The 21438-nt window shown below is 62.1% G+C and carries 20 protein-coding genes; 5 read left to right on the top strand and 15 right to left on the bottom strand.

Going from position 1 to position 21438, the window contains the following annotated elements:
• The 3 genes from JWQ90_RS05940 to JWQ90_RS05950 all read left to right on the top strand — a co-directional run.
• A partial coding sequence (locus JWQ90_RS05940; RefSeq protein WP_299690710.1) for a hypothetical protein occupies positions 1-393 on the top strand: 393 nt, incomplete at its 5' end.
• 79 nt (positions 394-472) lie between these two features.
• A complete protein-coding gene (locus JWQ90_RS05945; protein WP_299690713.1) occupies positions 473-925 on the top strand; it encodes a nuclear transport factor 2 family protein in 453 nt (150 codons plus the stop codon).
• A gap of 99 nt (positions 926-1024) precedes the next feature.
• On the top strand, positions 1025-1657 hold the full coding sequence (locus JWQ90_RS05950; protein WP_299690716.1) for a class I SAM-dependent methyltransferase: 633 nt from the start codon (positions 1025-1027) through the stop codon (positions 1655-1657).
• Positions 1658-1812: 155 nt separating this feature from the next.
• Here the strand turns inward: JWQ90_RS05950 and JWQ90_RS05955 are convergent, their stop codons facing one another.
• The 15 genes from JWQ90_RS05955 to JWQ90_RS06025 all read right to left on the bottom strand — a co-directional run bounded on the left by JWQ90_RS05955 (position 1813) and on the right by JWQ90_RS06025 (position 18835).
• Positions 1813-2496: a toprim domain-containing protein gene (locus tag JWQ90_RS05955; RefSeq protein ID WP_299690719.1), complete on the bottom strand. Its 684-nt coding sequence runs from the start codon at positions 2494-2496 to the stop codon at positions 1813-1815.
• 323 nt (positions 2497-2819) lie between these two features.
• Positions 2820-3941 carry a Gfo/Idh/MocA family oxidoreductase gene (locus tag JWQ90_RS05960; RefSeq protein WP_299690722.1) on the bottom strand — a complete coding sequence of 374 codons (1122 nt, stop codon included), beginning with the start codon at positions 3939-3941 and terminating at the stop codon, positions 2820-2822.
• A 17-nt stretch (positions 3942-3958) separates the two neighbouring features.
• Entirely contained in the window at positions 3959-4750 is a 792-nt protein-coding gene (locus tag JWQ90_RS05965; RefSeq protein ID WP_299690725.1) for an enoyl-CoA hydratase-related protein, read from the bottom strand.
• Between the two features lie 30 nt (positions 4751-4780).
• A complete protein-coding gene (locus JWQ90_RS05970) occupies positions 4781-5581 on the bottom strand; it encodes an SDR family oxidoreductase (RefSeq protein WP_299690728.1) in 801 nt (266 codons plus the stop codon).
• Between the two features lie 13 nt (positions 5582-5594).
• Positions 5595-6749 (bottom strand): acyl-CoA dehydrogenase family protein, encoded by a 1155-nt coding sequence (locus JWQ90_RS05975; RefSeq protein WP_299690729.1) that lies wholly within the window; start codon positions 6747-6749, stop codon positions 5595-5597.
• Between the two features lie 15 nt (positions 6750-6764).
• On the bottom strand, positions 6765-7970 hold the full coding sequence (locus tag JWQ90_RS05980) for an acyl-CoA dehydrogenase family protein (RefSeq protein ID WP_299690730.1): 1206 nt from the start codon (positions 7968-7970) through the stop codon (positions 6765-6767).
• A 17-nt stretch (positions 7971-7987) separates the two neighbouring features.
• Positions 7988-8803, bottom strand: a complete 816-nt coding sequence (locus tag JWQ90_RS05985) for an SDR family oxidoreductase (RefSeq protein ID WP_299690731.1) — start codon at positions 8801-8803, stop codon at positions 7988-7990.
• A gap of 38 nt (positions 8804-8841) precedes the next feature.
• Positions 8842-9711, bottom strand: a complete 870-nt coding sequence (locus tag JWQ90_RS05990) for an enoyl-CoA hydratase/isomerase family protein (protein WP_366919445.1) — start codon at positions 9709-9711, stop codon at positions 8842-8844.
• Positions 9712-9721: 10 nt separating this feature from the next.
• Positions 9722-10510, bottom strand: coding sequence for an enoyl-CoA hydratase/isomerase family protein (locus tag JWQ90_RS05995; protein WP_299690733.1), 789 nt, complete (start codon positions 10508-10510; stop codon positions 9722-9724).
• Positions 10511-10546: 36 nt separating this feature from the next.
• On the bottom strand, positions 10547-11326 hold the full coding sequence (locus tag JWQ90_RS06000; protein ID WP_299690734.1) for an SDR family oxidoreductase: 780 nt from the start codon (positions 11324-11326) through the stop codon (positions 10547-10549).
• A gap of 120 nt (positions 11327-11446) precedes the next feature.
• The gene (locus JWQ90_RS06005; RefSeq protein ID WP_299690735.1) at positions 11447-12547 is read right to left on the bottom strand and encodes an LLM class flavin-dependent oxidoreductase; all 1101 of its coding nucleotides are present in this window, start codon (positions 12545-12547) and stop codon (positions 11447-11449) included.
• Between the two features lie 158 nt (positions 12548-12705).
• The gene (locus JWQ90_RS06010) at positions 12706-14811 is read right to left on the bottom strand and encodes a 3-hydroxyacyl-CoA dehydrogenase NAD-binding domain-containing protein (RefSeq protein WP_299690736.1); all 2106 of its coding nucleotides are present in this window, start codon (positions 14809-14811) and stop codon (positions 12706-12708) included.
• Positions 14812-14889: 78 nt separating this feature from the next.
• Positions 14890-15690 carry an SDR family oxidoreductase gene (locus JWQ90_RS06015; RefSeq protein WP_299690737.1) on the bottom strand — a complete coding sequence of 267 codons (801 nt, stop codon included), beginning with the start codon at positions 15688-15690 and terminating at the stop codon, positions 14890-14892.
• On the bottom strand, positions 15687-17246 hold the full coding sequence (locus JWQ90_RS06020; protein ID WP_299690738.1) for an MFS transporter: 1560 nt from the start codon (positions 17244-17246) through the stop codon (positions 15687-15689). Before JWQ90_RS06020 ends, JWQ90_RS06015 begins: the two co-directional genes overlap by 4 nt.
• A gap of 41 nt (positions 17247-17287) precedes the next feature.
• Positions 17288-18835 carry a long-chain-fatty-acid--CoA ligase gene (locus JWQ90_RS06025; protein WP_299690739.1) on the bottom strand — a complete coding sequence of 516 codons (1548 nt, stop codon included), beginning with the start codon at positions 18833-18835 and terminating at the stop codon, positions 17288-17290.
• A gap of 298 nt (positions 18836-19133) precedes the next feature.
• On the opposite strand from JWQ90_RS06025, the gene JWQ90_RS06030 reads away from it, so the two are divergent.
• On the top strand, positions 19134-20147 hold the full coding sequence (locus JWQ90_RS06030) for a LysR substrate-binding domain-containing protein (RefSeq protein ID WP_299690740.1): 1014 nt from the start codon (positions 19134-19136) through the stop codon (positions 20145-20147).
• Entirely contained in the window at positions 20144-21367 is a 1224-nt protein-coding gene (locus tag JWQ90_RS06035; RefSeq protein WP_299690742.1) for a CaiB/BaiF CoA-transferase family protein, read from the top strand. The genes JWQ90_RS06030 and JWQ90_RS06035 overlap by 4 nt, the downstream gene beginning before the upstream one ends.
• Positions 21368-21438: the final 71 nt, after the last annotated feature.

Here is a 21438-nt window from a genome sequence, read left to right on the forward strand (position 1 = left end):
GCGCACCCGGATGTCGCGAAGGCGCTCCCCGCCTGGCAGGGCAAGACCATCATCGATGTGACCAATGCCTACGGCGTGCCCCCTGAGGACCTGGGAGGACAACCTTCTTCCAAGTTCGTCTCGCAAGCCTTCTCTGGTGCGAAACTGGTCAAGGGCTTCAACCATTTAGTCGCTGCCGTCCTTGACCAAGATCCGGCCGTACATGGTGGCCGGAGAGTCGTGTTCCTGGCGAGTGACGATGATGGCGCCGCGGCGGAGATTGCTGAGCTCGCGGAGAAGCTAGGTTTCTCGCCGATCAAACTTGGTGGGCTTTCTGAAGGCGGACTGCTTGTGCAGGCGCGCGGAAATAGCTGGGGTCAATTGATCTTCAAGGACCTGGTCAAGTTCGATTGATGACGCGACGAACGGCAGGGGTGCGATGCACGCGACCGGCTCGATCGCGATCCGGTCCGAGGAAAGTGGAGAAATTCCTATGAGCACCGAGAAGAACGTCCAGACCGTGAAGGACTTCTTCGCCGCGATCGGCGGCGGCGACAGGGAGGGTGTGCTGGCGCTGGTCGCCGAAGACATCGAGTGGATCATTCCGGGCGAGGATTGGCCGCTGGCCGGCACGCACCGCGGGCACGCGGGATTGGCGGATGTGATTCAGAAGGCGTCCGAACAGATAGAAATGACATCCCCAGAGCCCCCTGAATACGTGGCGCAGGGAGACCGGGTTCTGGTTCTTGGTGTGGCGACCGGGAAAATCAACGCCACGAACAAGCCGTTCAGGGACGACTGGGTCTTCGCCATCACCGTTCGAAACGGCAAGGTGACGAAGATCCGGGAGTACATCGACACCCAAGCCCTGGCGCGGGCCTCGGAGATGGACGCGAACCCCACGCCCTCGCCCACCGATACCGGAGCCGCACAACGAGCCTCGTGAGGCCTACGAATACGGCGAACAGTCGATGGTGAATGAGCCGTGGATCGCCGCCTCGCACGCCGCGCGCTCGTCGGATGCCCAACCGTTAAGGAGATCCCGATGTACGACCAATCCAAGCTATCCGAGTTGATCCGGTTCGCACGAGTCGATGCGGGCTCCACCGTCATCGACGTTTACCCAGGCGACGGCGACTGGACGCGCCTGTTCTCCGACATCGTCGGACCCGAAGGACGGGTCTACAGCTTCGTGCCGGCCGAAGTCGCCGACTTCAAGAACGATCCGGTCGGCCGCATGCGGACGCTTGCCAGGGAGCCTGGCCGGGAGAACGTCGAAGCCGTCTCGGCGGACCTCGTCGCGATGACGGAAGCCACGCAACCTGCGGATGTCCTGTGGCTGCACCTGTTCTACCACGATCTCCACACCGCGCTGATCCAGGCCAGGGGCGCGACGGCGGCCGACTTCAATCGAGCCGTCTACAAGCGGCTGAAGTCCGGTGGGTCCTACGTCATCGTAGACCACGCCGCCGCTATCGGAGCGGGCACGAGCGACGCCCCGACGCTGCATCGGATTGAGCCTGCATCCGTTCGCAAGGAGGCGGAGGCGGCCGGCTTCGTACTGGACGCGGAAAGCACCATGCTCGCGAACAAGGACGATCCGCATTCGATCAAGGTGTTCGATCCCTCGATCAAGGGCCAGACCGATCGCTTCGCCTATCGGTTCGTGAAGCCCTGACAGGTCCCGGCGCCGACTTCATGTCGACCTCCCCGATGGGTGCAAACAAGCCCGTCGAAGACATCGAGGCAACCCTGCTTGCCGCCACAAAGTCGGCTTTGGATGAGCTCGTCTAATGGGCCCACGCGACGATGGCGGCGAAGGCCGCTGAAGCGTCATAGCGACGCGACCTGTTCCTGGGTGAGCTGCGGGGCGAGACGTTCGGCCTTGGCCTCTTTGGTGAGTGTCTGGCGCTGTGCAATGGCGAAGCCGCTGCGCAGCTCACGCATGAACGTCTCGCGGTCCCTGCTGGCCGCGAAGTCGTTCCAATCGCTACCGCGCTCCTCCGTCTTGAACGGCCGCAACAGGGTTGCCCCTCCAACGGCTGCGGCTGCGGCCTCGGCCTTCACCTTGCCGACATTCGGCTTGAGCTGACCGTCCGGGCCTAGCTCAAGCTCCTTGCGGTGATTGTTGTCGCCGGCAACCAGCAACGCACGGTCGGGATAGCGTTCGCGATAGCCCTTCGCCACGGCTTCAAGCTTGCCTCCATTGAAGGCGACAGCCACGGGCAGGCTGGTCGCCTCGTGTAGCGTCGCGGCCGTGGCGAATCCCTCCGCTATGAGAAGCGGGCCAAGCGTCGCCAGGTCGCCTAACAGGTGACTGCCGCCCATGTCGCGGACGGGGATTAAGAGATTGCCCGCTTTGCTCCGCTGCGGTTCGGCGTCACTTGGCACCATTGCGATAGGGCCGACCTTATCGACAATCGCGCCGTTGGCCTGCACGCCCTTACGGGCGAGGTATGGATGATCGTTTGAGGCCGGCTCGCCTGCAACCAGGTGAGCGTCTGCAGCGGCGGACACAATCTCGGCCTGTTGGGCAGCTCCAACGCAGCCCCATGGTCCTCAAGCGTCCAGTCTTGGTGAGCGTTGAGGACCCGTTTCAATGCTAGGGCGGCCCGCTTCCGCACCGTGCTTACCTAAGAAGGCATCGAACTCGGGCGTTCGCAGATCTGGGGCGACCAGCAGATTGAACAGGATGTGCAAGGCAAGCAGTGCGGGCCGGTGAACGGCCGCCGCCTGGGCGTTCGGTTGAGCGTGCGCTCAGCACTTATTTACCCCCTCGATGACGAATCCAATATGACTCCAGCCGATATTGAGCCCCTCTCCATATCGCTTGGAGAAAGCTACACCACCGCGTCGAGCCTGACCCACTCCTGCTGCGCCGCCGAGCGTCGCGCCGCTTCGAGAATGCGGGCCACCGCCCAGGCTTGTTCGAAGTCCGGCTGCACCGGGGTCGAGACGCCGCGAATGGCGTCGACCATGGTGCGCATGGCGAGCGCCATGGAGCGGGCATGCGGCAGCGGATAGCGATCACCGAAATCGACGCCGTCCATGGACCCGCAGCGCTCGGGAATCGCCACCGGCGCCAGGGCGAAATCGCCGCGCTTGGCCGCTGACAAAATCGTGTCGTCCTGGGTCGGGAACGAGGGCGCCTCGGTCCTGAGCCGGCCGGCGGTTCCCTGGACGTCGAGAGTCCAGCCTCGGCCCGCCACCGGCGTCCAGCAGGTTCTGACGATCGCGGTCATGCCGCTGGCGAATTGCAGCAGCACCGTAGCGGTGTCGTTGACCTGCGGATGGAAGACATCGCCGCTCTCGAAGCGCCATTCGTCGACATAGCGGCAGTCGACGGCGACCAGGGAAACCGGCATTCCGAACAGATGCACGAGCAGGTGAAAGCCGTGGCTGCCCAGATTGCGCAGCGCGCTGGCGCCGTTTTCCGGCTCGGCAAACCAGGCAAAGCCCCTGATCATTTCTTGCGGCGGATTGAACAGCGGCAGATGGAATTCCAGATTGACCTGCACCGCGCGGCCCAGATAGCCGTCGTCGATCATCTCCTTCATCAGCCGATGGCCGGGCACCCATTGGGTGAAGGCATCCACCATGGCGACGCAGCCCGACTTGCGCTGGGCCTCGATCAGCAGGCGGGCCGAGTCGAAAGAATCGGCGAAGGGAATGCCGTTGTAGACATGCTTGCCCTGGGCGAAACAGGCCAGAACCATGTCGCGGCGGATATTCGGGCGGGTGCCGCAATCGACGATGTCGATATCCGGCGATGCCGCCATGGCGTGATAATCCCAAAACGGCTGGGCAATATCGAAATTCTTTGCCGCCGCCTCTGCCGTCTCGCGCCGCGAGGTGCAGATGCCCACCACATCGATGTCGGGCAAGCCGCGCCAGGCGGGCAGATGCGCCATGGCGCCCCAATTGGCGCTGATGATGCCGACCCTGAGCTTTTCTCTCGCCATGCTCGTTTCCTGCAAAGTCATTTGCCGGTGAACAGCGGCGGGCGCTTTTCGCGGAACGCGGTGACTCCTTCTTCGCAATCGGCCGTGCGCCCGGCGAGGCGCTGATGAGTGCGTTCGGTCCACAGGGTCTGGCTCAGGCCTTGCTCGAGGGAAGCGCGGACACCCTGGCGGATCAGCCCATACGCGGTGGTCGGTCCCTTGGCCAGCCGTTCGGCGATCGATCGCGCCGCGGTGAGTAGTTCCGCGTCAGCGACGGCCTTGTAAATCAGCCCCCAGTCCTCCGCCTGCTGCGGCGAGACGCGATCACCGAGCATCATGATGGCCTGTGCTCTTGCGCGTCCGCACAGGCGCGGCAGCAGCCAGCTGATCCCCATATCCGGCACCATGCCGATCTTGACGAAGGCGAGCAGAAAATAGGCCGAGCTGGCCGCGACCACGAAGTCGCCCGATAAGGCCACCGAGAAACCGGCGCCGACAGCCGGCCCGTTGACCGCCACCACGATCGGCACCGGCAGCGCATAAAGCCGTTCCACCAGCGGATTGAACAGGCGTTCCAGCAGCATGCCGTCGCCGACCCGCATGCCTTCGCGCCCCTTGTCGTCGCCCGAAATGTCGAGGCCGCTGCAAAACGCCCGTCCGCTGCCGGTCAGCAGCAGAACCCGGGCGCTGCGATTGTCGCGGATGTCGTCGAGCACGCGGCTGATCTCCTCGACCATCACCGTGGTCATGGCGTTCAGCGCATCCGGTCGATTGAGCGTGAGGGTGGTGATGCCGTCGGCGCGATCGACCACGATGGTGGAATAGGACATGAACTGGCTCCGGGCTCTTGCAAGGGAAGATCAGAAGAAGGAAGTGCCGCCGTCGCTGTTGATGGTGGCGCCGGTGGTGTAGCCGGCACGCTCCGACAGCAGGAAGGCGTAAAGCTCGCCCAACTCGCGGGCGCGGCCGACCCGGTCGAGCGCGACTTTCATGCCCCAGTTCTCCCGCGCATAGCGATCGAAGGCGGCGTCGGCCGGTTCGCCATAGGTCGCGACGGCTTTGGTCAGCGCCGATCCCATGACTTCGGTCAATACCGCGCCTGGGCACACGCAATTGACCCGGATCCCGTCCTTGCCGAATTCCAGCGCCAGATTCTTCGCCAAGGTCGCGGCTGCTCCCTTCATCGCCACATAGGGCACAAGCGCCGGTCGCGGCACCCGCGTCGACATCGACGCCGTCACCACCACACGACCGCCACCCACTCGTTGCAAGTGTGGAATAACGGCGCGGCAGCTGCGCACGGTCATCATCAAAATGGTCTGAAACTGCTCTTCCCAGTCGCTATCGCTGAAATTGAGAAAGCTGCCATAAGCTGGACCCGGTCCGGCCGTGACCGCCAGGCCGGCCAGCCCACCAAAGTGATCGGCAGCGCTGTCAATTGCGGCCTCCACCGATCCCGGGATCCGACCATCGGCGGCCAGGGCGATCACCTCGCCGCCTTGTTGGCGCAACCGCTGCGCCTTGAGTTCCGCGCGCTCGCCGTTGCGGCCGATCAGTGCGACCCGCGCGCCTTCGGCGGCCAGGATTTCCGCGGTGGCGTAACCCATTCCGCTGGTTCCGCCGACGATCACGACCGCCTTGCCTGCAAGACCCAGATCCACGGATTGCCCCTTGCTACGCTGCTGGTGATGAGTCCGGAGCCTGCAGGCCCGGCGCCGTGCCGGCGAAGCGCGTCGTATGGTGCTCGATGTCGCCGAACAGCTTTTCGATCACCATCAGGCGCTTGAAATGGTGGCTGATGGGGTATTCGTCGGTGACGCCATAGCCGCCATGAAGCTGCACGCCCTGCCGCGAGATGATCTGCGACGCCTGCCCGATCACGATTTTCGCCGCGGACACCGCCCGCCGCCGCAGGCTCGCATCCGCGCCGATCTGCGACAGGGCTTGATAGAGAATGGAACGCGCCTCCTGTGCCTCGACGAACATTTCGGCCAGGATGTGCTGCAGGGCCTGGAACTTGCCGATGGCTTGTCCGAACTGCTTGCGAATCTTGAGGTATGCGCTGCAGATCTCCAGACAGGTCTCCATCGAGCCGACGGCCTCGGCGAGATACGCCAGGGTGGCGCGGTCGATCGCCTCGTCCAGAAGAGCCGTTGCCCGATCCGAGCGGACGATCAAGGCGTCCGCCGACACTTCGACGCTGAGCGACAGATCGGCCGCCCAGGTTCCGTCGATCAGCGGATACCGCGACAGCGCCTGTTCGACCTGATCTTCGACCTGATCGCGATGGACCAGGAACAGGGAGCAGGCGGGCTCGCCGGTGATCGTGGCCGAGACAATGAAACGGTCCGCGGACGGGCCGCCCAGCACCAGGGTCTTCGCGCCAGTCAGCAGGAAGCCGTCGCCGGCCGCAGTCGCCTGCGTTGTTCTCGGCCCAGCGAGATTGAACCGGTCACCCGCTTCGTCGTGAGCCAATGCCAGGCGCAGCGATCCGTCGGCGACCGCGCCGAGCAGAGAACGAGCCGGGGAGCGGTCGAGAATAGGGGCGCAGAGCACGAGGTTGGGAATGTAAGGCTCCAGCACGCAACCGCTGCCCAGGGCCACCATCAGCACCATCAGATCGACGAAGGACCCGCCGAGTCCGCCGACATCTTCCGGTATCGGCAGAGCGAGCCAGCCGAGTTCGGCATATTGGCGCCAGTGTTCGGCGCTGATCGGGTCGCCGGCCGCGACCAGCCGACGCCGGGCGTCCAGCTTGTATTCCTCACGCACGAACCGCTCGGCTGAATCGCGCAGCAGGACCTGCTCATCGGACAGAGAGAAATCCATCGCTCGGGCTATCAGTCAAAGACCGAAGGCATGCTTTGCAATGAGATTTCTCTGCACTTGCCTGCTGCCTCCATAGATGGACGCTGCTCGTGTGATCAGCGCGATGCCCGTCTTGCCGGGTACATAGTCCGGCCAGAAGGCATCGTCCGGCGACTGAAGTTGCTCCGTTTCGCTGGGTGCGTAAAAGCGCAGTGATCTCGCGCCGAGCAAATCGACTTGCAGCTCGGTGATCAATTGCTGCAATTCGGAGCCGCGTAATTTCAGCGCCGAGGCGATCACGGACAGCTTATGGGGTCTGGCTTCTTGAGCCAGCACGCGCAGCACGGACCATTCGAGCGCCAGAACTCGCGCCTCGGCCTGAGCGAGCCGCGCGCGGAACGTCGGCAGCTGCGCGAGCGGTGTCCCGTCCATGGTTTCACGCTGGGCGATCTCCTTGGCCTTGCGCAATTCGCGGATGTTCCAGTAGATGAAGGAACTGAACGTCCGTTCGTTGTCGAGCAGAAACTTCCCGTAGGTCCAGCCGGCCCCCTCCTTGCCCACCAGGTTCTCGGCCGGCACCTCGACATTCTCCAGAAAGACCTCGCAGAGATGGGCATCCCCATCGATCTGCGGAATCTGTCGAATCGTGATTCCGGGAGTCGCGAGATCGATCAGCAGCAGAGAGACGCCGTTCTGCGGTTTTACGTCGGTGTCGGTCCGAACCAGAAAATAGCCCCAGGCCGACAGATGCGCACCGCTGGTCCAGATTTTCTGGCCATTCACGACATACCGGTCCCCACGCAGCAGCGCCGTCGTGCGCAGCGAACTTAGATCGGAACCGGCACCCGGCTCCGAGAATCCCTGGGCCCATGAGAAGCGTCCCTCGCGAATGGCGGGGAGGAATTTGCTCTTCTGGTCCTCGGAGCCAAACGTATAGATGACCGGCCCCACCATGTGCGTGCCGCCCCTGAACAGTCCGGGTGCGTCAGCCTCCTGGGATTCGCGTTCAAAAATGAAATGCTGCAGCGGCGTCCAGTTGGTTCCACCGTATTCCACCGGCCAGTTGGGGACCGACCAGCGCCTGCGGTGCAGGATGCGCATCCATTCCAGAATGTCGCTTCGGTTCCCCGGAAAGGAGAGCTGTTTCTGGCGTCGCGCCATCTCCGGCGGCAGATTCTCGCGTACAAACGCCCGGATCTCCTCGCGGAAGGCCTGGTGAAACGCGTCGAATTCAAGTTGCATGGCGAATTCGCTGACAATCAGGACGGGAACTGGTCCCTGATCGGAATGAACTCCGGCATCGGCCGGCGACGCAACCAGTTCGCGCCGTCCAACACCAGCGTGTGACCGGACATATAAACGGCGAAAGGCGAACACATATAAACCGCTGCCCAGCCCAATTCGCGCACCTCGCCGGTACGCTGCGCGGGTATGGTCCGTTCCGGTGACACTGAATGGCCGGAGGATCTGAAATGACCGTGCCCCTCAGGGTTGAGATACAAGCCTGGCGCGATCGCATTGACCCGGATGCCGTCGGGGGCCCACTCGACGGCCAGAGACTGGGTCAGATTCACGACCCCGGCCTTTGCCGCCGCCGAATGCGCGGTGCCTGGCCCACCCGTCCAGGCAAGCGTCGAGGCGATGTTGACGATGCTGCCGGGCTTCTTCGCCGCGATGCGCCGTGTTCCGAATTCACGCGAACAGATGAAGGTGCCATCGAGGACGATCTGCACCACGGATCGCCAGGCATTGACCGACATTTTCTCGACCGGGACCGGAAAATTGCCGGCGGCGTTATTGATCAGAATATCGACGCCGTTGCCAAAATGGGCTTCGGCCTCGTCAAACGCGGCCTTCACGCGCTCGGCGTCCCGGATGTCGGCCGATATGCCGAGGGCCCGGCGACCCAGAGCCTCGATAGCATCGACCCCGCTTTTGAGGTGCTCGGGATTGCGGCTCATGATCACGACATTCGCCCCGTGGCGGGCAAACTCCGTGGCAATTCCTTTGCCGATGCCGGTACCGCCACCCGTGACGAGAACGAGCTGTCCCTCGTAGGTATCCGCGGCCAGCATGCAGGACCCTTCGGGTGGCGGACGCGGAAGTCCCATGTTCATCGGCCCTTGAAATCCGGCTTGCGCTTTTCGCGCCTTGCGCTGCCGGCCTCTTTGTAATCCTCGGTTCCGAACAGCGCGACCTGGGCGATCAATTCCTGGCGTATGCCGCTGCGAATCGTGCTGCCATAGACCAGTTCGATCAGTTGTTTGCCCATGGCGACTGCGACCGGCGGCTTCGAAGCGATCTCCTCGGCAATCTCGAACGCTGTCTCCTCGAGCTTGTCATCCTCGACGATGAAGTCGATCGCGCCCCAATTGAGCAAAGTCTGAGCGTCGACTTTGCGGCCTGTCAGGATCATGTATTTGGCGCGGGAGGGACCGGCGATTGCGGTCAAGGCCTGACTGCCACCGGTGTCGGTGACCAGTCCAAAATTGATTTCGGGCAAGGCCATTTGCAGGTCCGCCGTCGCCACCCGAATGTCGCAGGCCAAAGCGATCTCGGCGCCGCCGCCGATGGCGTAACCCCTCAATGCGGCGACGATCGGCTTTGGGCTTTCGTACATCGACATGCGTACCTCCTGCCCGCGGCGCAGAAAAGTGAAATGGCCTTCGTCGTGAACGCGGGTGCCCAGAACGGTGGTATCCCGTCCCGAGCAGAAGGACTTGCCCTCACCTCGAACCACCAGCGACCGAATCTGCGGGTCGGCCAGCAATTCGGCGAACCCGCTGCGCATCAGAGCGGTCATTTCGTCGGTCATGGCATTGTGCCGCTCCGGCCTGTTCAGGCTGACGATTCCGACACGACCACGCCTCTCCACTAGAACGCTCGAGGGCATTTTTTCTCCGTTTGTCCGACCAGACTTTTGTCTGACCTGACTGTTGAGTGCATGGCACGATCGCCTAAAGCGGTCGCAGCAGGCGCGCATGTTCGTGCCATTACCGTGTGACGAAGACCTTTTCCGCTTTCATCACGGCCTCGCGGTTCACACGCGGCACGGATTCCCGATTGGCCAGCAGCGGATACTTGAGCGCGGTCTGCAGTGCCGAGCTGCGAGTGGCGTCGAGGGATTCCCAGATGGCGCGGATCGAACCTTGCACCGCCAGTGTCGGCTTGGCGGCGATCAGCGCGGCGATTTCGTGGGCGCGCGGACGCAAGCTTTCGAGGCGGGTCACCTCGGTCACCAGCGAGATGCGCAGTGCGGTCTGCGCACCGATCCGCTCGTCATTGCCCATCAGCACCATGCGCAGCACTTCGCTTAAGTTTAGGCGCTGCCTGAGACCAATGGGCTCAAGCGCCGCCACCAATCCATAGGTGACATGCGGATCGAAGAAGGCCGCATCGTCGGAACAGATGACGATATCGCACTCATTGATCCAATAAAGCGCCCCGCCGGCGCAATAGCCGTGTACGGCGGCGATGACCGGCTTCCACAGCTTATTGAATTTCGGACCTAGATATTCGCCGGGGTCGACCTTCGACCACAGCTGGTCGGACATCAGGATATCGCTCGCATTCTTGACGTCGACGCCGGTGCAGAAAGCACGCCCCGGCGCCGCCTGCAGCACCACGGCGTGAACGCTGTCGTCGTCGCGCAACCTTGCCCACAGATCGCGGAATTCGACGCACATCTGCTTGTTGAAGCTGTTGAGCGCCTCCGGTCGATTGATGGTGACAGTCGCCACCTTGTCGGCGCTGACCTCGAACAAAATCGTCTCATACGTCATGTCGCTCTCGCCCCTCGCCATTCGATTCAGTGATGCTCAGCGAAAGGCCGCCTGCATCAAGGTCGTGGTCAGGCCGCCGTCGACGAGGAGATTGGCGCCGGTGATCTGTGACGCGGCGGGACTCAGTAGGAACATCATCGCGTTGGCGATGTCCTGTGCGCTCCCCATCCTGCCCAGCGGTATCCCCTTCTCGATTTTTTCCTGCAATCCCGCCAGCGGCATGCCGCCGACGGCGATGCCCGTCACGGTCGGCCCGGGAGATACGCAGTTGCAGCGAATGCCATCCGGTCCCCATTCGAGCGCCATCTGCCGGATCAGCATGACCAGCGCCGCCTTGCTTGCCGCATAGGTTCCGAATGGCGGTGTCGGGTGCTCGCTCGCCGTCGACGCGGTCGCCACGATCGCGCCGCGCGACTCGCAGAGCAGCGGGTGCGCGGCCTTGCCGAGCAGCCAGGTAGCCCGTGCATGAATGTCGAAGGAAAGGTTGTAATTCTCCAGACTCAGATCCTTCAGCATGCCGGGCAGCAGAACGCCCGCGTTGCTGACGATGGCATCGAGTCCGCCGAACGACGCTTTAGCGTGAGTAACCAGCGCGGCCGGAAGCTCTGGATCAGCCAGATCGCCGATTCTGGCGACGATCTTGACGGTTCCCTTGGCATGGCCGGAATAGATTTCGTCGGTAGCGATGCCCAATTTTTCGCTGTCGCGATCAGCGAGCAGCAATTCGGCGGGCTTGTCCGTCGTGCCCGTCGCCGCGACACTGGCGGCCATGGCGCGGCCGATTCCGCTGGCCGCACCCGTAATGATGATTTTCATCGTGACGTTATCCTGGCCGAAATTTCTGTCCAAACGCCGGGCAAGCACTCCGCCGACTTAGCTGGAGTGAGTACCCTTAGCGCTATCCCCCAAACTCTATCGCTCTGTTATTCGACTGATTCACGCAGCTTTAAGCGATCGATGATCCTGTAGCTTCTTGAGCTCAGGAATGACTTTACTGCCCATCAGTTTGATGCAGTCTTCAAGCACGCCGTAATCCATACCGCCGACGCCGAACAGGGCGCAAAGGTCGAAGGGATGCCCGATGACCTCCTGGCGAGCCCGCACTTTTTCGACGATTTGCTTGGGGGTACCCCACAGTTGCATGCTGCAGAAATGCTCGCGGATGCCGGCAATGCCGACCGCGCGCATTATTTCCCCGCTCTTGGCATAGGATTCATAGCCTTTGGCCTTCTGCATATGCGCGCCATCGGTTTGGTAGAATTTTGAAGTCCACTCTACGTAATTGCCGAAATGCTCGTAGGCGACTTCCTTGGCTCGCTCCTCATCCTCGTGCACATAGATACAGTCGCCGCACACCATTGGGCCAGGTTCCCGTCCGTGGGTTGCAATGAATGCTTCCTTGTAGGGATTGAAGCAGGTCGGTATATACATTTCCCAGGGTATCGACGTGAACGTCATCAGGCGCCCACCGAGCCTGCCCGCTTCAATAGCCGAATCCGGGCTCATACCGACACAGTAGGTGCGGTCCGACCAGTCTTTGCTCAGTGGCGCGGGTCGCACTTCGCAGCGCTGCATCGAGTTGTAGTACTCACCACCACCCGGAAAGATACCGGTGTTCAAGGTCTCGATGATCTTGCGCGCACCCTCGTCATACATCGGGCGCGTCAACGACATGTCGATGCCGAAATTATCCATCTCGATCTTGGACAAGCCGCGCCCTAAGCCCAGCACCGCCCGGCCCTTCGACAGATAGTCGAGCATCAGAACCTGGGTGGCGGCGCGGTAGGGATCGTTCCACGGAACGATGATGACTCCGGAACCCAGCTTGATTTTGGTGGTTCTTCCCGCCATGTAGGCCAGGAAGTTCGGCGGAGTCGGCGTCATGGAATAACCATGGAAATGGTGCTCCGCCATGAGCAGGAAATCGAATCCGGCCGGCTCGTACAGATCGGCGATACGGAGAATATTCTCCATCACTTCCTGATCGGTACGCCGGTCTTCGAAATTCTGGCATTGCTGCAGACAGCCGATTTCCATAATCCATCTCCACTCTAGCTTGGGCTCGCACAGACTCTAGCGCTCATACTGAGAGCAGCCTCCAGTAGGCGTCCAATATCAAAACGCTGCTTATTCAGTCGTCCGCCGTATCACGACGGGCCTCGGTCCGAAATAGCACTATCGGCAGCGCAGACGGTCTAGCTTTCTTCGCCGGTCGGCCAACCGGAGCCGCTGTCGGCCAATTCGGCCAGCAGCGGTGCCGGGCGCCACAGTTTGCCGAACCGCGCATGGAAGCCCTGCACCGTCTCGTACACCTTGGCCAGTCCTTGATTCTCCGCCCAGAACATCGGCCCGCCGCGATATTTCGGGAAGCCGTAGCCATGGACATAAACGACATCGATGTCGCTGGCCCGGCGAGCAACGCCCTCGCCCAGAATGAACGCGCCTTCATTCACCATCGCTGTCAAAATGCGGGTGACGATTTCGTCATCGGAGATGGGCTTGCGCCCGATGCCGAGATCGGCTGACACCTTCTCGATCAGCGCCTCGATTTCCGGATCTGGCACAGCGGTGCGGCCGTCGTAGCGGTAATACCCTTTTCCGGTCTTTTGACCGAATCGCCCGAGTTCGCAGATCCGATCGGCGACCGGCGAGTAGCGATCGTTCGGATCGCGGAACCGGGCGCGATATTGCCGCACCCGCCAGCTCACATCGAGGCCGGCCAGATCGCGCATCAGAAAGACGCCCATGGGAAAGCCGAACGCCTGCAGTGCTTTGTCGATTTGCCAGGGAGTCGCACCCTCTTCCAACAGGAATTCCGATTCGCGGCCATAGACCTTGAGAATACGGTTGCCGATGAAACCGTCGGAGTTGCGGGCCAGCACCGGCATCTTGCCGATTTCCTTGGCAAAGGACATGACGGTCGCCACGGTCTCGGACGAGGTCTTGGTGCCGCGAATGATTTCCAACAAACGCATGACGTGGGCGGGGCTGAAGAAATGCAAACCGATCACATCACCGGGGCGATTCGTCGCACCCGCGATGGCGTCGATGTCCATGGTCGAAGTGTTGGTGGCCAGGATCGCGCCCGGCTTGGCGACCGCATCGAGCTTGCGGAAGGTTTCCTGCTTCAGTGCCATGTCCTCGAACACCGCCTCGATCACCAGATCGGCGTCGCCGAGCGCGCCGTAGTCGAGCACCCCTTTGATCCGCGCCAGCGCAGCGTCGGCTGTTGCCTGGGACGTGGAGCCGCGCGTAACCGAGGTCGCATAGTTGGAGCGCACCCGGTCCAGTCCGCGATCCAGCGCGTCCTGGGATATTTCCAGAATCTTCACCTCATAACCGGCATTGGCCAGCGCCATGGCGATGCCACCCCCCATGGTCCCGGCACCGATTACTGCTGTGCTCTTGATCGGCCGCGGCCGCGCCGCAGCATCGCCAGCCGGCAGTTTCGCCGCCTTGCGTTCAGCGAAAAACAAATGCACCTGGGCCGCGCGTGCCGGCGCATCAAGGCAGACCTGGAAAGCATTGCGCTCGACCTCCAGCCCTTCGCGCGGGCCAAGGCGGCAGGCCGCCTCGATGCACTCGACGATCTTGTACGGCGCCACCATGCCACGCCATTTCGACTCGTTTTTCTTGCGAATGGCGGTGAAAATCTCGAAATCGACGCCGCTTACCTTGTCGGTCAGCTCGATGATCTTGCGGATCGGCGTCGAGGCCGCTACCACGGTACGGGCGAACTCCAGGGCCGCCGGCAGCAATGCCGTCGCGACGGTCCTGTCGACCAAACCTTTCCTGAGTGCTTCCTCTGCTGTCAGGTGACGCCCCGAAAGAATGATATCGAGCGCCGCTTCAGGGCCTAGCAGCCTGGTCAAACGCTGGGTGCCGCCGCCGGCGGGCAACAGACCCAGATTGACTTCGGGCAAGCCCAGTCGTGCCCGTGCTGCGCTGATGCGGAACGGCACCGCCAGCGCCAGTTCCAAGCCACCGCCGAGGGCGAAGCCATCGATCGCGGCCACCACCGGCTTGTCGGCCTGTTCGATCAATGCCTGCAGATCGGATAACTTGACCCCATTGCGCGGACCACCGAACTCCTTGATATCGATGCCGGCAATGAATTTGTCGTTGGCACCGATCAACACCACCGCTTTGACCGAGGGCTCGGCGAAAGCGCGAGACAGTGCCTTATGCAGCCCTGCACGGACGGCCACTCCCATGGCATTGACCGGCGGTGCATCGATCGTCACCACGGCAATTTCATCATTCTGGGAGTAGTGAACCACGGCCTCGAATGTCTCAGTCATATCGCCTCACTTTTGAAATTACAAATCCTAAAATCACAAACCATCTTCGAATGTCGTTCGCGCTTGAGCATCTGACTCTTATGCCGCCGTGAGGCCGCCGTTGACGCTGATGATCTGACCGGTCAATCGAGCGGAACCCGCGCCACACAGAAAGGCAACCAGTGCCGCGATGTCTTCCGGCACTGCCAATCCAAGACCTGCGCGTGCAGCCGCGCTCTGCGCCCGCGACGCTCCCGGGCCTTGCATGACGCGGTCATAAACAGGCGTGTGGGCGACGAAGGATGGCGACACACAATTAACGCGAATACCCTCGCGCGCCAGTTCCAATGCCAGCGACCGGGTGAACATCATGATGGCAGCGCGAGTGGCGCCGATCATCGTTTGGTTGGGCGCGGCAACTCGCCCGGAATCCGAGGCGAACAACACCAACGATGCGCTTTTCGCCGCACGCAGACTGGTTAAGGCGCTATGGCACAGCAAGAACAGCGATCCCAGGCTGGCTTGCAGAAAAGTGCCGACTGCTGCCGGATCGATGCCAGCGAACGGCCCGGCAATGGACCCCTCCGCTCGGTTGGCTTCGCCACTTTCCGACGTCTCCGGAGAGGCGCAGTTCACCAGCGCATCGAGCCCGCCGACTGCGCCGTTCACCCAACTGAACAGATCGCGGCAGGAATCGATCTGGTTGATGTCGGCGCGGCGAAACAGAAAACGCCCAGCGGGAACCTCGCTACGCAAGCGAACCAGGGCTCGTTCACCCCGTTCGACGGAGCGGCCGACGATAATGATCTGGGCCCCTTCCGCCGCCAGACGAGCCGAAACCGCAGTCCCGATGCCGCCGCCACCACCGACCACCATGGCAGTTCGGTCGGCGACGTTCACTGCGGCTCGCCCTGCCGGGATGCGATTCCCATCTGCCTGGCTGCCATCAGCAGCAAAATCACCGTGAACGGCGCCAGGAGATGAATGCTGGCGACGCCAAAACCGAGTGAATGAGTCACCGTGCTGACCTTGCCGGCCCAGTAAGGGCCGATTGCCAGGATAACCAGGGTCAGAACGAGCGAAAAGGCAGCCGCCGCCGTGCCGCGCATGCGAGGCTCGATCAGATCCTGGATCAAGGCGGCGGCGGCGCCGCCCCAGCCGGTCGAGAAGAGCCCCTGCAGAACCAAGCCGACGAAGAAGAACGTGGGTTCATGGGTGAGATACATCATTCCCGCACCCGGCAAGGCGCCCGCCATGCACAACAGCGCCACCCAGATGGGCGCTCGCGGGTCACGCTGTTTCCAACGGTCGGTGATGAAGCCGCCGAGGACAGTGCCGATAATGGAGACCGCGGCCATGGACACGCCAATGGCCAGGCCCGCCACCTTGGGCGACAAGCCCAATACCCGGATGGCATAGGGTGCCGACCACACATTCACCGTCGCGTTCATGCAGCCGAGGGTGGCCATGCCCCCAACCAGCAGCAAAAACAGGCGCGAACCGAAGGTAACCCGATAAAGGGCGGGATCCCGCCATTTCAGACCTTGAATCCAGGATCCGATCGAGTAGCTGCCGATGGCAACGCAAATCCATTGTGCTGCGCTGTCGGTTGCCCAGACCAGCAGCCATGCCGACACCACCACCGCTGCCAGCAGCAGCAAATTGGCGCGAGCGGCAGCGATGCCGCCCACACGCAGCAAGCTGAAAAAAGTGAAAGGCGGTACCGACGCGGCGAATTCGGTGCCGATCAATTTCGGCAGATCGTGGTTGGGAGCGGTGGCGCGCTCAGGCTCCTGCAGTCTGGTGATCAGTACAGCCAAGGCCAGCCCCGGCAGGCCGACAATAAAAAAAGCCGCCTGCCACGGACGCACGCCGCACAGGAGCTCGGGCGAAACGCTACAGATATCGGACCATCGCGCCAGAATGAGCCCGCCGATAGCCAGCGACAGCGCCTGGCCTGCATAGCTTCCGGCCAGATAGATACTCAGCGCGCTGGCACGGCGGCGGCGCGGAAAGATGTCCGACAACAGGGAATGGCTACAGGGATTGGCCGAGGCTTCGCCCACTCCCACCATGACCCGGGCAAGCGCCAGCGATGTGAAAGTCACTGCGAAACCCGATAGTGCGGTCATGGTGGACCACAGCGCCAGGCCCGCTGCCATCATGCTTTTGCGGCTGACCCGATCGGCGATGCGGCCGGCCGGGATGCCGACGACCGCGAACAAAGTCGCGAATGAGGTGCCGAGCAGGAAGCCGAGTTGCGCGTCGCTTATCTGCAGATCCTTCTTGATGGCCTCGGCCAGGATCGAGAGAAGATTGCGGTCGATATAGTTAAACAGATTGGCAGCCGACAACAGCCCAAGCGCGTAATAGGCACGGCTTCCGGCCATGCCGGCCAGGCTCGTCTTTGCCTGCAGAGCGGTAACCGTGTCACCGGCCAATGGCTGTTCTTGCACTTTGCTCCTCCCTGACGGGAGATACCGTCTTCGCCAAAGTATTACTTCGACTTGTAGCGGTCGCGCAGCACATGCTTCATCACCTTGCCGCTCGGCAAACGCGGCAGTTCGGCGACGAATTCCACGCTCTTGGGCCGTTTATAACGGGCGATCCGCGTGCCGACAAAGGCGATCAGATCGGCTTCCGTCACACTGACACCGGCCTTGGCCACGGCAACCGCATGCACGACCTCGCCCCAATAGCTGTCCGGAATGCCGATAACCGCCACGTCCTGCAGGCCGCCATGCTCCATCAGCGCCTCTTCGACTTCGCGGCAATAGATGTTCTCGCCGCCCGAGATGATCATGTCCTTCTTGCGGTCGACGAGGAACAGATAATCCTGGTCGTCCAGGTAGCCGATGTCGCCGGTATGGAACCAGCCATTCCGCACCGCCTGCTGGGTCGCTACGCTGTCGTTCCAATAACCCGCCATGGCCGCCTCGGACCGCACCAGGATTTCCCCGGCGATTCCCGGCGCACAGGGTTTTCCGCCATCGTCGACGATGCGCAAATCGGTAATGGCATTGGATTGGCCAACCGATCCCAGGCGCTTCACCTGTTCGGGGTCGCCGTCCAGGACATGCTGGTGCGGAAAGAGAATGGTCCCGGGCGCTTCGGTGCTGCCATAAATGTCCATGAAAATGGGTCCGAAGCGGTCGATCGCTTGCTTTAACAGGCTGACCGGCATTGGCGCCGCCGCATAGTTGAAAATACGCAGACTGGACGTGTCATGGCTTTGGATCGAGGGCTCGTCCAGCAGCGCTTGTACCATGGTCGGCGCCATATGGACGTGAGTGATGCGTTCGCTTTCGATAGTCCTTAAAACCTCAATCGGCTCGAATTTGCGCTGCAGGACCACGGTGCCGCCGGCATACATCATGGCATTGGCTTCCGACATGGCGCCGACATGGAACATGGGCATGATGATGAGAATGCGACTGTCGGGACGCAGCCCGAGATTGTAGGCATTGACCTTGAAGCTGGCCAAGGTCGCGGCCTGGGTCTTCATCACGCCCTTGGGCCGGCCGGTGGTGCCGCTGGTGTAGATCAGTAGGGCCAAATCGGAAGACTGCGGCTCCACTGGCGGCTCGTCTTCGCGGCCGCTTGCCGGCAGGCCCTCCAGCAGGCCTTCATAGTCCAACGCCCAGTCCGGCGCTTTGCCAATACAGATGTAGTGCTCGATAGACGGTAGCTGCTCGCGCAGAGCCGCTACAGTTTCCGCATATTGCTGCTCGAAGATCAGCACTTTGGGCGCGCTGTCCTTGAGAATATAGGCGATCTCGGGGGGAGCCAGACGGAAATTCACCGTCGCCATGACGAAGGCATTCAAGTGGCAGACGAAGCCCAGCTCGAACCATTCATTGCAATTCATCGCAAGCACGGCCACCCGGTCTTGGGCGCCTACCCCGCGCTGACGCAGGGACTGGCTCAGGCGCTTCGAGCGCGACAGCAGTTCGCCGTAGGTCGTGCGCCGTCCCTCGAAGACCACCGCCACGCGATCCGGGCTTCGCCGTCCGTGCCGAAGGATGATTTCGCCACAGGTTTTCATGCCTTCCCCTTCGCTTGTTGTCGTCACAATGCGAGGGCAGCCACCCCAAGTCCAATAGCATTTCGCAGCGGATCGATACGAATGGGGATATAAATCGACCCTCGACGATAGGCATGACGATGGTAAAGCCGATTGTCGGCGGCAACAGCCCGACGCCGCAGCTTCGTGACGCGGGAGTTGTCATTAGACAGCCAAGCTCCAGTCGCTTATGACGAAGTTGGCGCCCCTCAGTCCTCGCTGACAGGAGACTTGATTTGAAACACGCGCGTGTATATGGCTATATTGATATGAGATTGGTATGGATAAGCGGTTTCATTGGCCCGGCGGGAGCATGGTATCAATGATGGATTTCAGGGCACTGCGGCACTTTGTCGCTCTGGCGGAGGAACTGCATTTCGGACGAGCCGCACAAAAACTGCACATGTCCCAACCGCCGCTCAGTCAATCAATCAAGCGGCTGGAGCAGCGCCTCGGCGTACAACTCGTCGAACGCTCCAGCCGGTCGGTATCCCTTACCCTCTCGGGCGCCACTTTCGCCGCCGAAGCGCGCCAGCTGCTGAAACAGGTCGAATTTGTCGAACGGCTGGTCAAGCAGACGGCCGCCGGGGAAGTGGACCGGCTGATGGTGGGGTTCATCGGACCGGCGCTGTACCGAATTCTGCCGCGCACCCTGGAACTATTGCGGGTACGTATGCCGGGTGTGGACGTGCGTCTCGAGGAAATGGCGCCCGACGAGCAGATCAAGCGCTTGCGCTATGGCCAGCTCAATGTGGCCGTCATATCGCCCACCCGCATGGACTTGAAGGGTTTGTCGGTGCGCCCGGTGGAGAGAAACAGCACGGTCCTCGCGATTCCCGCCGATTGGCCGTTTGCCAACCGGACCGAGGTGCGGCTGGCCGAACTCAAGGATTATCCCTTCGTGCTCACCCCGTTCGATCGCGGCCCAGTAAGCGCCGCCTTTGTCGACGCCTGCAATAAAGCCGGCTTCACTCCGAAGGTGGTCCAGGAAGCCACCCTGACCAACACCAGGCTGGCCCTGGTCGCGGCGGGATTGGGCGCCGCCCTCGTCACCGAGACGGCACGATACCGGCACTATCAGGGGGTGCGCTTTCTTTCCGCGGTCGATCTGTGCGACGACGCCTTCATATGGGAGCTATCCATCGTGTGGGAACCGCGCGGCGCCTCGCGCGCGCTGCGCACGCTGATCGAAAGCTTTGACAAGGCCGTCGCAGATCTCGAGGCACTGCCAGCGAAGGGAGTGCTGGAACCAACGCTGAGTCCGCCTCGGGTATCGGAAAAATGGCACTCATGAATCATTCGCTGTCGCACGTCACCGTGCTCGATCTGTCGCGCATCCTGGCCGGTCCCTGGGCCGGGCAATTACTCGCCGACTTGGGCGCGGATGTGATCAAGGTGGAGCGTCCGGGCATGGGCGACGACACGCGCAGTTGGGGTCCGCCTTTCCTGCGTGGCACTGCGGGTGAGGACAGCGCGGACGCCGCTTATTTCCTGTGCGCGAATCGCAACAAGAAATCCGTGACGGTCGATATCACGACCTCGGAAGGCCAGTCTATCGTGCGAGATCTGGCGCGCGACGTGGACGTCGTTCTGGAGAACTTCAAAGTTGACGGACTGAAGGCCTATGGGCTCGACTATGAATCACTCAAGGCCATCAATCCTCGGCTGGTCTATTGCTCGATCACCGGCTTCGGTCAAACCGGTCCCTATGCTTCACGACCGGGCTACGATTTCCTGATCCAGGCGATGGCCGGGTTGATGAGCATTACCGGGCGCGAAGCCGGCCAGGCGGGTGCCGGACCTCAAAAATCGGGCGTTGCCGTCACCGACTTGCTGACGGGCCTTTACGCGACGATCGGGATTCTCGCTGCGCTCACTCATCGCGAACGAACGGGCGTCGGTCAACACATCGATGTGGCGCTCATGGACGTGCAGGTCGCCTGCCTTGCGAATCAGGCAATGAACTACCTGGTCGGCGGCAAGGTGCCGCAGCGTCTGGGCAACGCGCACCCCAACGTCGTGCCTTACCAGGATTTCCCGACCGCTGACGGCTTCATGATCATTGCCGTGGGCAACGACACTCAGTTCAATCGTCTATGCGCCGAGTTGGGTCTGGCGGATCTCGCAACGGATCCGCGCTTCACCACCAACCAGCAGCGAGTCGCGAATCGCATCGCATTGGTGGATCGGCTGTGCACGGTCACCAGAACCCGCTCGACCGCGCACTGGCTTGCCGCCCTTGAAAGCGCCGGTGTGCCCTGCGGTCCGATCAACGCCATCGATGCGGTATTCGCCGATCCTCAAGTTCGGGCCCGCGACATGCAAATCGAGCTGCCGCATCCAGTCGCCGGGAAAGTGTCCCTGGTCGCGAATCCGCTGCGCTTCTCGGAGACTCCGGTGGCCTATCGCAGCGCACCGCCGCTGCTCGGTGAGCACACACGTGAGGTCCTCGCCGAGCGGCTCGCGCTATCGGCATCGCGGATCGACGAACTCGCGGCCAAGGGAATTATTTAGCTGAATCCTCAGTGAGTACAAAGTGTACGAACGGCGTGGCGACGCGGTTGTTGTGCGCAATGCCCACCGAT

It is taken from the genome of Hydrocarboniphaga sp., assembly GCF_028291725.1.
Classification (GTDB): domain Bacteria; phylum Pseudomonadota; class Gammaproteobacteria; order Nevskiales; family Nevskiaceae; genus Hydrocarboniphaga.

What these genes read in the sequence shown, in the direction of transcription:
- JWQ90_RS05945 (WP_299690713.1), top strand. Translation starts at nt 473, where the DNA reads ATGAGCACCGAGAAGAACGTCCAGACCGTGAAGGACTTCTTCGCCGCG.
- JWQ90_RS05950 (WP_299690716.1), top strand. Translation starts at nt 1,025, where the DNA reads ATGTACGACCAATCCAAGCTATCCGAGTTGATCCGGTTCGCACGAGTC.
- JWQ90_RS05960 (WP_299690722.1), bottom strand. Translation starts at nt 3,941, where the DNA reads ATGGCGAGAGAAAAGCTCAGGGTCGGCATCATCAGCGCCAATTGGGGC.
- JWQ90_RS05965 (WP_299690725.1), bottom strand. Translation starts at nt 4,750, where the DNA reads ATGTCCTATTCCACCATCGTGGTCGATCGCGCCGACGGCATCACCACC.
- JWQ90_RS05975 (WP_299690729.1), bottom strand. Translation starts at nt 6,749, where the DNA reads ATGGATTTCTCTCTGTCCGATGAGCAGGTCCTGCTGCGCGATTCAGCC.
- JWQ90_RS05980 (WP_299690730.1), bottom strand. Translation starts at nt 7,970, where the DNA reads ATGCAACTTGAATTCGACGCGTTTCACCAGGCCTTCCGCGAGGAGATC.
- JWQ90_RS05985 (WP_299690731.1), bottom strand. Translation starts at nt 8,803, where the DNA reads ATGCTGGCCGCGGATACCTACGAGGGACAGCTCGTTCTCGTCACGGGT.
- JWQ90_RS05990 (WP_366919445.1), bottom strand. Translation starts at nt 9,711, where the DNA reads ATGCGCGCCTGCTGCGACCGCTTTAGGCGATCGTGCCATGCACTCAAC.
- JWQ90_RS05995 (WP_299690733.1), bottom strand. Translation starts at nt 10,510, where the DNA reads ATGACGTATGAGACGATTTTGTTCGAGGTCAGCGCCGACAAGGTGGCG.
- JWQ90_RS06000 (WP_299690734.1), bottom strand. Translation starts at nt 11,326, where the DNA reads ATGAAAATCATCATTACGGGTGCGGCCAGCGGAATCGGCCGCGCCATG.
- JWQ90_RS06005 (WP_299690735.1), bottom strand. Translation starts at nt 12,547, where the DNA reads ATGGAAATCGGCTGTCTGCAGCAATGCCAGAATTTCGAAGACCGGCGT.
- JWQ90_RS06010 (WP_299690736.1), bottom strand. Translation starts at nt 14,811, where the DNA reads ATGACTGAGACATTCGAGGCCGTGGTTCACTACTCCCAGAATGATGAA.
- JWQ90_RS06025 (WP_299690739.1), bottom strand. Translation starts at nt 18,835, where the DNA reads ATGAAAACCTGTGGCGAAATCATCCTTCGGCACGGACGGCGAAGCCCG.
- JWQ90_RS06030 (WP_299690740.1), top strand. Translation starts at nt 19,134, where the DNA reads ATGGATAAGCGGTTTCATTGGCCCGGCGGGAGCATGGTATCAATGATG.
- JWQ90_RS06035 (WP_299690742.1), top strand. Translation starts at nt 20,144, where the DNA reads ATGAATCATTCGCTGTCGCACGTCACCGTGCTCGATCTGTCGCGCATC.